General features: G+C 55.7%; 10 protein-coding genes and 1 pseudogene. 6 read left to right on the plus strand and 5 right to left on the minus strand.

What is annotated here, in order from left to right; genetic code table 11:
• Positions 1–35 precede the first annotated feature (35 nt).
• The 3 genes and pseudogenes from ttrA to ttrB form a co-directional block, all read right to left on the minus strand.
• Positions 36–3,107 (minus strand): tetrathionate reductase subunit TtrA, encoded by a 3,072-nt coding sequence (gene ttrA / locus AC6BYQ_RS08910; RefSeq protein WP_498056736.1) that lies wholly within the window; start codon positions 3,105–3,107, stop codon positions 36–38.
• Positions 3,100–4,125, minus strand: coding sequence for a tetrathionate reductase subunit TtrC (gene ttrC, locus AC6BYQ_RS08915; RefSeq protein ID WP_498056737.1), 1,026 nt, complete (start codon positions 4,123–4,125; stop codon positions 3,100–3,102). The genes ttrA and ttrC overlap by 8 nt, the downstream gene beginning before the upstream one ends.
• Positions 4,122–4,861 (minus strand): annotated as a pseudogene (ttrB, locus tag AC6BYQ_RS08920) (tetrathionate reductase subunit TtrB). Before ttrB ends, ttrC begins: the two are co-directional and overlap by 4 nt.
• A 194-nt stretch (positions 4,862–5,055) precedes the next feature.
• Between ttrB and ttrS the strand changes: the two are divergent.
• From ttrS to AC6BYQ_RS08940, 4 genes are all read left to right on the plus strand, one after another.
• A complete protein-coding gene (gene ttrS, locus AC6BYQ_RS08925) occupies positions 5,056–6,807 on the plus strand; it encodes a tetrathionate respiration histidine kinase TtrS (protein ID WP_498056797.1) in 1,752 nt (583 codons plus the stop codon).
• On the plus strand, positions 6,782–7,381 hold the full coding sequence (gene ttrR, locus AC6BYQ_RS08930) for a tetrathionate respiration response regulator TtrR (RefSeq protein WP_498056738.1): 600 nt from the start codon (positions 6,782–6,784) through the stop codon (positions 7,379–7,381). The genes ttrS and ttrR overlap by 26 nt, the downstream gene beginning before the upstream one ends.
• A gap of 336 nt (positions 7,382–7,717) precedes the next feature.
• Positions 7,718–8,380, plus strand: coding sequence for a VUT family protein (locus AC6BYQ_RS08935; protein ID WP_498056739.1), 663 nt, complete (start codon positions 7,718–7,720; stop codon positions 8,378–8,380).
• Between the two features lie 17 nt (positions 8,381–8,397).
• Positions 8,398–9,129, plus strand: a complete 732-nt coding sequence (locus tag AC6BYQ_RS08940) for a metallophosphoesterase family protein (RefSeq protein ID WP_498056740.1) — start codon at positions 8,398–8,400, stop codon at positions 9,127–9,129.
• Here AC6BYQ_RS08940 and AC6BYQ_RS08945 read toward each other — a convergent pair.
• Complete coding sequence (locus tag AC6BYQ_RS08945; RefSeq protein ID WP_063919757.1) at positions 9,122–9,610, minus strand: hypothetical protein; 489 nt, start codon at positions 9,608–9,610, stop codon at positions 9,122–9,124. The genes AC6BYQ_RS08940 and AC6BYQ_RS08945 overlap by 8 nt on opposite strands.
• Positions 9,611–10,264: a helix-turn-helix domain-containing protein gene (locus AC6BYQ_RS08950; protein WP_498056741.1), complete on the minus strand. Its 654-nt coding sequence runs from the start codon at positions 10,262–10,264 to the stop codon at positions 9,611–9,613.
• 662 nt (positions 10,265–10,926) lie between these two features.
• On the opposite strand from AC6BYQ_RS08950, the gene AC6BYQ_RS08955 reads away from it, so the two are divergent.
• Positions 10,927–11,169, plus strand: coding sequence for a DinI family protein (locus AC6BYQ_RS08955; RefSeq protein WP_498056742.1), 243 nt, complete (start codon positions 10,927–10,929; stop codon positions 11,167–11,169).
• Between the two features lie 336 nt (positions 11,170–11,505).
• Entirely contained in the window at positions 11,506–12,654 is a 1,149-nt protein-coding gene (locus AC6BYQ_RS08960; protein ID WP_498056743.1) for an acyltransferase family protein, read from the plus strand.
• Positions 12,655–12,732 lie beyond the last annotated feature (78 nt).

Below are 12,732 nucleotides of genomic sequence, written 5' to 3' on the forward strand. Positions count from 1 at the left end.
ATTAACCCTCGCTAATTCAGTTTTTCGCCTGCCGTTTACGCGGGCAGTTTAACGATCGCCGCCGGGATGCCCTGCCGCACCGCCGCGCCGGTCACCCAATCCAGCCAGGTGTTCGGCACTTCGCGCGTCGGATCGGCAAACCCCAGATCGTTGAGGTTGATGCCGGCGGCGATGCGCTCATCCATCGCCAGCGGCTCACCGTCCAGATAGTGCTGGCTGGCCCCCATCTCGCGGTGGCCGTAGCCGTGTTCCACCGCAATCACGCCGGGCATCACGCCCGCCAGTAAACTGATCTGCGCCTCCCGGCTGCCGCCCGGCGTGCTGATGCGCACCCGGTCGCCGTGTTGAATGCCGAAACGCGCCCCATCCGCCGGGTTTAACGCCACCAGGTTCACCGGTTTCACGTCGTGCAGGCGCCGGATCACCGCAGTGGAGCTGCTCATCACATTGGATTTGAAGGACATCAGGCGCAGCGGCCACTGCCGTTGCGGGTAGAGTTCTTCCACAGCGCGGCCATCCGACAAACGCGCCGGATAGCAGGTTGGGCAACCGCTGAAACGTTCGCCGGTGATCGCATGCCGGTGCTTCGCCACTTCCGCGTTCCAGATCTGCAGCGGTTTCTCCCAGCGATTGCCCACGCTGCCGTCGCGGCGGCCGCTGTCATGAGCGGCGAACCGGCCGCCGCGGCTGTAGATAAACGCTACGCGGTCGATTTCATCGGGGCGCAGCGTCTGCGCCAGCTGCGGCAACAAGCGATCGACGCCGCTTAGCGCCAGCTCTTCCGCCCTCGCAGCCGGCACCGGCGCCTTGCCGGCAAACGCGACGTTGGCGGCGGCGCGCAGATAATAATCCTCGGTGCGGTTGAGCGGCAGCAGCCCCCCCTGGCCGTCGCCGATCGCCCGATCGCCGAAGCCCGGCAACGCCAGGCGTTTGGCGACGGCGATGCAAAACGCCTCCATGGAGATCGGTTGCCCTTGCGCCGTTTTAGCGGTCGCCGGCGTCACTATCGGCCAGCGCGCGGTGGTGGCCTTGCTGGCGACGCCGCCCCAGGGAGCGCTAAATCCCCAACTCTCAAAGTTATGGGTATCCGGGATGATATAGTCGGCCAACGCCGTCGTTTCATTGATAAACGCATCGATAGCGATAAACAGCGGCAAACGCGCCGGATCTTTGAGCCGTTCCTCCGCCACGCCGCGCAAACCGGCGATACCGTACAAGGGATTGGTCATGTTCGAGATCCAGGCTTTCAGCCCGTAGGGATACCCCGCCAACGCCGAGGTCAGCAGCTCGGTCAACTGCCCGGCGACGAACGGATACCAGGGCGCTTTGGCCGGCCAGGGCGAAATGCCCGCCGCCACTTTTTCGCGGTATTCGTCCGAGGCTTCATAGGCAGCCTTGCTGCGCGCGATATTCAGCCCCTTTGGTTTCACCAGACCGGGAAACTCAGCCAGGTTATAGCGTGGCCCTTCGGCGAAGCCGTTAAATTTACCGCCGCCGACGAACACCCCGCCCGCCAGGCTCAGATTGCCGATCAGCACATTGAGCATCATCACCGACCAGGTATTATAAAACCCGTTTGCCGCCATCATCCCGCCATGAGCGATCACCGCCGCCTTGCGCCCATGGGCGGTAAAAGCCTCGGCCAGCGCCGCAATGCGCGCCACCGGCACGCCGCATTCTCGGCTGTACGCCTCTGGCGAAAGCTTGTCGGCAGCCTCTTTCAAACACTGAAAGCCGCTCTTCACCGCCACCTGCGCACCGTCGTGCAGCGTCACCCTGCGCGTGACCCACAGCTCGGCGCTGTCGCACGTCTCGGCCGCCACCAGCTCGCCCGCACCGTTGACCACCAGCGGCGATGCCGACCCTGCGCCGTTCAGATGGGCGAGCGTCAGATGTTGGCCCGCCAACGGGTGCTCGCTCTCGGCGATCACCAGATGCGTGGCGTTGGTCCAGCTCTTCTCGCCGGCCCGTTGCATGGCAGCCTCTGACGGGATGGCGAGATAGTCGGCTTGATAGCGCCGGTTATCGAGGATCCAACGGATCATCGCCATCGCCAGCGCCGAGTCGGTGCCCGGCAACACCGGGATCCAATGACCATGATCGTCCGCCAACGTAGTGGTCAGCGGCAGCGCCGGCGCCACCACCGCATAGCGGAACTCGCTGCGCAGCCTGGCGCTAGCCAGTTGTCGGGCCTGCCGCTTGAAAGGGTTGCCGGACTGCGCCGGTGAGGTGCCCATAAACAACGCGAATTCGACCTGTTCCCAGTCTGGTTTCACGTGCGGGTTCTTATCCAGATCGTTCATCAACGCACCGGAGCCGGCGCGGTAGGCCAGCCCGCAGTAAGCGCCGTGCGCGCCGAAATTCTTGCTGCCGAAACTGTTCAGGGCGAAGCGCCGCAGGAAGCTGTCGCGCCCGTCGTCACCGGCGTTGGTCACCAGCAGCTGATTGGCTTTCGGCCCCAGCCCCGGCTGCCGGGCGTCGATCGGCGTTTCCAGATCGCGGATCGCCCGCAGACCGTCCACCGGTCCTTCGCCGAACAGATCGCCGCCCTCCACCACTTCCTCGATCAGCTGCTCAAAACTGATGCGCTGCCACTTGCCTTCGCCGCGTTTGCCGACGCGCTTCATCGGCTCCAGTACGCGCAGCGGGCTGTAAAGGCCCTCCAGCAGCGTGGCTCCGCGCGCACAGGCGGTGGAACGGGCATCGAGACCGCTTTCGCCACCCAGCTGCGCCAGCGCTTCCTGCAGCGGCAAGACGGAATCGACGTGCCGCTCCTGAGACAGCGGATGATAAGGGTTGCCGGCAATGCGCAGCACCCGGTCGGTCTGCCGATCCACCCTCGCCCGCACGCCGCACTGCGTCCAGCAGCCGAAACATTGGGTCATCGAGATGACCTGCTGCGGATTGCTTTGCCATTCCGGCGCCGCCCGCCCTTCGGGCGGCAGAGAGTTGCCGTTGATGCGATCCCGCGTCACGCGCCCAGAGGTGCCGTGGATCAAGCCGTCGATCGCCCGTTTGGCGACCTCGCGATAGCTCAAGCCAAAGGCGGACAACCCGCCGAAGGCCAGGCCCACTTTCAACCACTGACGCCGGGTGAGTTTAGCCATGTTGTTTTCTCCGCAGTAAAAACGCCTGTGCTTCACGCACCATGATCATTAACGCCAGCCACAACCCAAAGGTGCCGACGATCGCCAGCAAGCCATCGGTGCCCAGCGGCAGGCTGTAGGGGGAAGAAGACGCGTTGTATTTCGGGATGGTTTGCACCTCGATCAACAGCGTCCAGCGCATCAGCCAACTCAGCCCCAGAGCACCGGCCACCAGCAGCGGCGCACCGCCGCGCGGCAAGCGCCGATAGGCGCCCCAGGCGGCGCACGCCAGCGTCAGCCCCCATAACGCGATCCATCCAGCGGCATAATGGCGCGCTATCGCCTGCGTCCGCAGCCAATGACGTACCGCCGCGCCGGATAACGTATCGCCGCACACCCACAACAGAATCGCCCCGCCGAGCAGCAACAGCGTCAGCAGCATTCCGCGCGCCAGCGGCGCCTGCAGACCGGGCCGTTCGCGTATCGCCAGCAACAACAAGGCCAAGAGCGCCTGCAGCGCACTGAGCAACATGACGATAGGAAATCCGTAGCTGAACCAGATCGGGCGGGCGCGCACGACGGAAACCTCTCGCCCGGTGTACAGCAGCAGGCCGATAGCCACCAGCGCGCAGGCGGGCGCAATCCCGCGCAGCAGCGCAACCGGTCGGCCCGTCAGCCGCGTGAATTCGAGCGCGAGAAACCACAGGCCGATCAGCAGGGTAAACAGCGGCAAAAACAGCGCGCCCCACGGCATCCACGACCAGGGCGTCGGATAGGCATAGAAATGCCAGAAGCGGGCGGTTTGATGCAGGTCTGCGGTCAGCGCCAACGGCGCGGTGATGGCGCACGTCAGCCCGATAAACAGCGCCACGCGCTCCAGGTGTGCGGCGTTCTCTCCACCGCGCCAGCGCCATGCGCAGGCCAGCAGCGCGGCGCAGGCGGCGATGCCGATAAAGAAGAAATATTGCACGGCCCACGGCAGCCAGCTAACCGCCTGCGGTTGGCTCAACACTTCTGCGATCGTCAGTTGGCGACTCATCGTCTCTCTCCCCATAAGGCGACCTGCGCCCGCCCCGGCAGCGGCGTAACGAAGGCTTCATCCAGCCCCAGATAAAACACGTGGGGCGCGGTGTGGTTTTCCGGTTTGAGAACTTTGATCTCGGCCTCATGGCGCCGCAGCATCTTGCTCAACGTGCTGTGCGGATCGTGCATGTCGCCGATGATCCGCGCGCCCCCCACGCATGACTCCACGCACGCCGGCAACAATCCCGCCTCCAGCCGGTGCACGCAGAAGGTACATTTGTCCGCCGTTTGGGTGGCGTGATTGATAAAGCGGGCGTCGTACGGACAGGCCTGCACGCAATAGGCGCATCCCACGCAGCGTGTGTTGTCGACAACCACGATCCCGTCCTCGCGCTGGAAGGTGGCCTGTACCGGGCATACCGGCACGCAGGGCGGGTTGTCGCAGTGGTTGCACAGCCTGGGCAGCAGCACGTTGGTCGCCACTTCTTCCCCTTCGAGGCTGACCTGGTACTGGTTTACCGTGGTGCGGAACTCGCCGTGCGGCGTCTGGTTTTCAATGGCGCAGCTGACGGTACAGGCCTGGCACCCGACGCAGCGCCGCAGATCGATCAGCATCGCGTAGCGGCGGCGAGCATCCCCCTCGCGCCGCGTCGGCGCCAACGTCAGCCCGGCCTCCGCCACGGGGACCAGCGAAGCCCCCGCCGTCAATATACGCCCAGCCGTTGCAAAAACTGCCGTTTACTGAAGTCCATCCGTTTCTCCCACGCCCAGGGCGTCACCCCGATCACGCTATTGACGCCCGTTAGATGAATAAACAATGTCGATGATTTACAGTGTAAAAATGGCATCGAAGGCGCTCTATTGTGGTTAACCACATACCGGACCCAACGTTGATCTAAAACAAGTGGCGGCAGATAAATCGCCATCAGGAGGGGCCGTGAGGGTCGTGTTATTATTGCTGTTTTGTCTCGTCTGGGGGGCAGCGGCGCAGGCGAAGGAATGGTCGGTCGGCGTGCTGGCGATGCGAGGCGATGCGGCGACCGTGCGCGACTGGCAACCGCTGATCGACCAGCTCAACGACAGCGTCAGCGGTGAGCGCTTCCGCCTGCAGCCGCTCGATCTGGCGCAGATGCGCGAGGCGGTCAATCAGGGCAGCGTGCAGTTCGTGGTCACCAATCCGGCGCAGTTCGTGCAATTGAACAGCCACTATCATCTGCGCTGGCTGGCGTCGTTGCGCGCCGCCAACGGCGATCGGGAAACGGGCAACATCATCGGCAGCGTGATTCTGGTGCGGCGCGACAGTGACGTCACGACGCCGCAGGCGCTGATGGGCAAAACGGTGGGCGCCATCGATCCGCAGGCCTTCGGCGGCTATCTGACCGGTTATAAGGCGCTCAGCGATGCCGGCATGCGGCCCGAGCGCGATTTCCACCTGCGTTTTACCGGCTTCCCTGCCGATGCCCTGCTCTATCTGCTGCGCGAACGCGCCATTCAGGCCGCCATCGTTCCGGTTTGCCTGCTGGAGAAAATGGATCGGGAAGGCCTGCTCAACCTGGCGGATTTTCGCCCGCTGCTGCAACAGGCCACGTCAGTTCACTGCGTCACCAGCACGCCGCTTTACCCCAACTGGTCGTTCGCCGCCCTGCCCAGCCTGGATAACCCGCTGGTGGATGCGGTGGCGAGAGCCTTGCTGACCGCGCCGCCGCAGTCTCCCTTCCTGTGGGGGGCGCCGGCCTCGACCAGCGAGGTGGAAGCCTTGTTGCGCGCCGTCAATCAACACCCGGAACAGCGGCGGCTGTGGCTGGATATCAAGAGCTGGCTGATCCAGCATCAGACGGCCGTCGGCCTGTCGCTCACGGTGCTGGCACTATTGATCGTCAACCATATCTGGATAGCGCTGCTGGTACGCCGCCGCGGGCGACAATTGCTTCATGCCGGAGAGCAACTGCGCCGACAGGAACAGGCACTGGAACATGCCAGACAGCTGAACGTGCTGGGGGAGATGGCCTCCGGCTTTGCGCATGAGCTCAACCAGCCGCTGGCGGCCATTCGCCACTATGCGCAGGGCTGCCTCATCCAACTGCGCAAAACGGACGCCGGCCATCCGCTGCTGGCACCGCTGGAAAATATCGACCGGCAGGCGCAGCGCGGTGGCGAAACGATCCATAACCTGCGCCAGTGGGTGCAGCCCCCCACCGAGACGGCAGACAAGGCGAACTGGCGCCCCATCGCGGTGAATGAAACCGCCGAGCGGGTGTGGGCGCTGCTGCGCCTGACGCAGCGCTATCCCGACCTGAAGTTGTTCATTAACGTGGCGCCTTCGCTGACGCTAACTCTGCCGCCGGCGCTACTGGAACAGCTGCTGGCGAACCTGCTGCTGAATGCGGCGCAGGCCGGCGCCAACGCCATCTGGCTTTCCGCCGACGAGAACGACCAGGCGCTCGATTTGCATTTGCAGGACAACGCGGGCGGGATGAGCGCAGCCGGGCTGGAGCAGGCTTTCCGGCCCTTCAACACCACCAAAGCCGGCGGCATGGGGCTGGGGCTGGCTATTTGCCGCCGCCTGGCCCGCTATGGCGGCGGCGAGATCCTGTTAGCTAACCGCCCCGCTCCCGACAGCCGCAATGGGCTGTGCGTCACCCTGCATTTCCTATTTAACGATGAGGAAAACCATGTCGCTAATTCATCTGGTAGATGATGACGTCGCCGTCACCGACGCCTGCCATTTTTTATTGACCAACCTCGGCCATTGCGTCCACTGCTGGAATGACAGCACCGACTTTTTGGCGCAGGCTGACCTGTTGCAGACCGGAATCGTGTTGCTGGATATGCGAATGCCGAAGCTCGACGGTCACCAGACCTACGCTGAACTGCGCCGCCGCGGCAGCACGCTGGCGGTGGTGTTCCTGTCCGGCCATGGCGACGTACCGATGGCGGTAGAACAGATGAAGTACGGCGCAGTGGACTTCCTGCAAAAACCGATCGCCGCAGAGCCGTTGATCGCCGCCCTAGCACGGGCGCAGCAGGTCTCCGCCGAAACCCAACAGCGCCATGAAACTTTTGGCCGCTACCGCACGCTCACGCCGAAAGAGCGTGAGATCGCGCATCTGGTGGTGCGCGGCATGATGAACCGGGAAATGGCGGAACAGCTGAATATCGCGCTGCGCACCGTGGAGGTCCATCGCGCAAAAGTGATGGAGAAAATGCAGGCAGCCAGCCTGGCAGAATTGGTGATTCAGCTGCAAACTTTACCGCTCACGATTCAAGAATAAACGCAGAAGCCCCGCATAAAACTAGCCCTGAGTCCCTCCGCACCTGATTGACACAGCGCGAGCCAGGCAATATATTCATTAAGATAATTAATGAATTGTAGCCAGATCGCCCCAGTCCGACGAACGGGCCATCAATGCCCCTGCACAACCCCCGCGTGGCGCTTTTGCCTTCTGGGAACCTGAGAGGTAAAGAGGACGTTTTATATTTCGAATGAAGAGAAATGCGGGCATATGACATCGCCTGTACCGATGACGCCACTGTCGGGTCGGCTCGTGTACGCGGCAACCAGTATGGATAGTTAATAACAAAAAATATGGACTGAATAAGGAACAAAGATGCAAGGAAATCTCAAACTCTATGGTCTTTTTGTGGGCCTGACCGTAACCATAATGATCACCTGCGACACCCTGGTTTATAAAGTTTTTGATATCTATGGTTTTAAAATAACCGCTAGCGGCATTGTATTCTCCCTGTGTTTTCTGATATCTACGTTGCTTACCGAGGTTTACGGCTATAAATTATCGGTAAGAGCAATATGGATCATGGTGTTCTGCCAAAGTTTATATGTCATCATACTTAACCTCTCCGCTGTCGTCCAGCCAGAAAATAACGCTATAGCGACTCACTATAACGCTTTATACCATGAATTTTGGCGCGTCATGATAGGCACCTGGGTATCCGTTCCCGTCTCATATTTTGTTAATGGCTTCATCATTTCAAAGATGAAAATTATCTTCTCCGGCAAATACTTCTTCATTCGCTACATTGCAGGCTCCATGTCTACGCAGGCCGCGCTGTTGCTGACGGCCTATCCGATTAGTCTTTCGGGCAAATACACCTTTATGGAACTGGTTAATATCATAAGCACCACCTGGTCTTATAAGGTGGTCGTCTCCATTGTATTGCTGCCGCTCGCTATCATCCTGGTAGAATGGGTTAAGAAAATAGAAAACACCGATCATTATGATTGGGGCGCATCATACAATCCTTTTAAATAATTTCAGTAAGGTAGAGCATGAAAGTAATTCAGATTAGTGACATACACATTATGCCTAATGAAAGCGCGCTGGCCTCTAAGCACCTGGCTAATTTCGAAAAGGCCATTGATTTTATTAATGCCAATGCCGATCAAATAAAGGCAGACTTGATCATTGTAACAGGTGATATCTCTCATGATGGTGACATTCCCTCATATGAGCGTTTCTTTAACGTAATGAGCCGCGTTTCATTACCTTTTTATTTATTCCCAGGCAACCACGACAGTAAAAAAAATCTGAGTGATGTAGCCCGCCAACAGGGCGGTAACTATGATATAAATTCTTTTGAAGATGACGAGTGGCGCATGCTTAGCATCGACTCGGTTGTTGACAATGAAGATTTTGGCTGGGTGTCGAAACAAGCGTTAGAAACGCTTGAAGAAGCCATAATATCCAGTAAAAATAAAAAGATAGCTATTTTCTTGCACCATCACCCGCTTCCTGTCGGCACCCCCATTGTCGATAGTTGTATGTTAAACAATGCCGGCGAACTTTTGAGCCTCTGCCATCGATTAAACGTTAAATTTATTGGTTCAGGCCATGCGCATACGCTATTTCAACGGAAAATGGGAGACACCCTGGTCTCGGTTTCCCCTGCAATTTGCTCGCAATGGAAAAACGGCACAAGCGAAGTCAGCAGCATAGACAATACGGCTTTCAGCGTGATTACGTTCGATGAGCATATTCACGTCGAGCCATGGTTCATTTAATCAACGTCAGTATCGTTTTTTTAGGCTTGTCACTTTGCTTTGCGTTTTGCAAGGAGGCGGAGATTTCTCTGCCTTCTTTCACTCCGGCATAAAATGCTATTTTTGTCGCATCTAAAGACTCGGTTTTATCGACCAGCTCACGATTTCTTAAAAAATCCTTTCCTGATATGGATATTGAATCAGCACCGTTTTTCAACGTCCACATACAGTTCCTTTTCTCTTCATGAATCGACAGTTTGGCTGAGGCAATTTTTATTTTAGACTCCGTTTCGGCGATGAAAGCAATGTCTTTAGGGTTAACATGCCTTAGAAAGTCGCCCTCAACAAGCTGCCCCCAGTTTTTTTTCACGAAGGTATGGGTGCCAAACTCTTTGAAAAGCCAATACCCCTCGGCGGTTCGCGTCACGCTGCGATCTAAAGTGTACAGATAACTGGGAGAGTATATTCTCCTTAACTTGCGGACTATTTTAAACAAATCCATTTATTTCAGCCTCTTTATCGTTTTCAATAAAACACCGATAATCGCGTAATCGCTGTAGGACTTCACACTGCTGTCTGAATCTAATGAGATGTTTGTAAACTGCAAGTCGTCATGAGAAACAAAGACCCTTCTTAAGCATATTGGGTAGTTTTTTAGCTTAACCAGGACGATATCCCCATCACAAAATGGTTCCTGAAGGGAGATGACACAATAGGTTCCACGATCCCATTCAGGTGACAACGAGTTATTCGTTATCTCCACCACAAACAGCGAATCGTCCGTAATGTCATCCACTTCTGTCGTGTAGGTATCTGATGTTGTTATCGCCTGATCCAGGAAACGCTCTATATCGCTGTAGCTAATGAGCGGTAGCGATCTAACGTTGTGATTGGCCTCTCCCGAGACTCGTAAGTCCTTGTCAGTCAGCTCCCCAACTTTCACGCTGAAAAATTCACCAATTGACGAGAGCGTAGAGATCGTCGGATTCCCGATGCCCTTTCTCAGGTTGTTGATAGTGGCAATACCGATCCCTGTTTCGATACTCAGTCTGCTGGCGTCAATCCCATGCATGCGCATGAGATAAGTTAGGTTTTCCCCTATCATTTTCAATGACATACCACTTTCTTCTGATATTTTAATGTTGTTTTGTTGCATTATAATGTTTTAAACCTATACTTTAGCGTTGTTAAAGTTAATTTAAAATATTAAACCACTCCAAGGGACGTGATGACAATGGTACAGGTCGAATTACATGCAAATTAAAAAATAATTATTTGTAATGTAAATCATTTATTAAATAAGCGTTCTTACAGAAGCAAGATAGGCCACCACAACAATAATTCAAATTCCTTATGTAACCGCTTTATCTAGTCTGCATCCCATACTGCGACGAGCGTTTTGCAAGCGTGACGCCAATAACTCACATACCAACGCATCAAACATTAGCAGTGCTGTTAAAACGCAAGAAGCCTCTTCACCGTATTTACGCCACGGCAGACGAGGGAAACACCAAAAACGGCGACCAGAAAGGTGGCGTCGGGCCTCCAACACCAGGGAGCGCCAGTCCGACGCCACCACCTTATGTATTGAATGAGAGAGAAATGCGCTCAGCGGGTAATGGCGATAATCTTCTGAAGATTCGACAGGCGATTACGGGTGGGGAAAAATGCGGACCATCGGCCTGGCCGGCTCAACGGCAAATTCTGCCGCCCGGCATGTAAAGATGAATGCCCATGCAAAATTCCGCATCCCCTCTTGCCAACTCGCACTCCTCAGGCCAAAATACTGTACATTAAATCAGTATTTACAGGTGGGTCATGTTTGTAGAATTGGTGTACGACAAACGCAACGTCGCTGGGCTGCCCAACGCCGCCGAGATTATTCGCAGCGAACTGGAGAAACGCGTGCATGCGCTGTTCCCGGAAGCGGAAGTGCGCGTGAAGCCGATGCAGGCCAACGGCCTGAACTCCGACGCCAGCAAAAGCGATCGCGAAAAGCTGAACCGGATGTTGGAAGAGATGTTCGAAGAAGCGGATCAGTGGCTGGTTATGGATAGTTAACAAGCAGCATCAACCGTTGGCTCCTAAGAATAATCAAACCTGAGTCTGGCACCAGCAGAATTTTTATATGAGCAGGCAGCAGGCCAACATCTTACCTGTCGGCTCCCTCTAGAAATAACGACTTTCTAAAATCACGGCTTACAACCGTATACACAATTATCATTATGCCGCCGTCGGCTTTCGCTCGCATAATTGAAGAATTTCCAAACCTATGCTCAGTGTGGTTTATATTCAGAATTTGCCAGCTAACCTCACAACATATCTCATGCTATAATGACGAAAACCCTATCAACTCATTGGAATTATTGATGAAAATTTATTTAGGGGTTTCTCCTTATGCAACCTGCTAAAAAGTGGTCACAGGAACTCGAAGGATTACGCGGCCTGGCATCACTCTGGGTTGTTTTAGGCCATATCTGCATTTTAACTCGTTTCCGCCCCCCCATTCTTTCTGATCCAGCAGTCGGGGTAGATCTGTTTATCCTGCTTTCTGGCTACCTGATGGCCAAAAATTATGTTGAACGCAAGGAACAAGAACCTTGGACCGATTCTTCGACTTTTAAAAAATTTTGGACTCGTCGATTCTTTCGCATCGCACCGCTTTACTATGTCTTATTGGTTTTAGCGATCGTATTCGGTAACTACTTTGGTGAGGCTAGAGACATCATCGGCCACTTCTACAGCGAAACGCAAACCAACAGCTCGCGCTATAGCGACCATTCATTTACAAACGTATTTACACACGTCACCTTTATGTTTGGCTTCCTGCCTGATTTTTCATTCAATACAGTTTTACCCGACTGGAGCATTGGATTGGAAATGCAGTTCTATTTTCTTTTCCCATTCATTATGTTGGCCGTTTTGAAACTGGGCTTTGCCCGAACTTGTCTCGCCGCTGTTCTGCTGTGTGGACTCGCCAAATTTTTAGTACCTGGCTACTTTTCTGCGTTCCCCATGCCCTCCATGATCCTAATAAAACTAAACTTATTTATCGCAGGTATGTTGATAGCTGAGTCAATCCGTAGAAAGAGCGTTCTATATGTAGGTTTTGCTTTGCTGACTGTATTGGGTAGCATGTATTTACCAAATGAATTTAATAAATACCACCTGCTCGCTCAGGTTGGCCTGATCTTAATGCTGGTCACGATACTTTGGACGCGTAGTGAAGATAGCAAATGGGCACGCGCGTTGCGCATGCCGCGTTGGTTCCTGACAAACCGTCTCAGCGTATTCCTTGGTGATGTCTCATACTCAGTCTATCTGCTCCACCTATTGATAGTTCTACCAGTGGTCGCTTATTTGCTTTCAAACACATCCTTTGCCGAGCTTACTTCAGTAATGCGGTTTATTATCGCATCAGGGATTATTATCCCGATCACCTATGGTATCGCAACGTTGCTGTATCACTTTATTGAGAAACCGGGCATTAAGTTCGGCAAAATGCTTATCAGTCGCAGCCAAACGAAAGCCATCGTTCAGCCGTAATTGTCTGTTGACACGGATTCCGACGACAGTTTATCGATGTGCTTTTACGCCATGTGAGGAGTTCATTCCCGTGGCACT

This window comes from Serratia sp. LTN-2 (assembly GCF_059740205.1).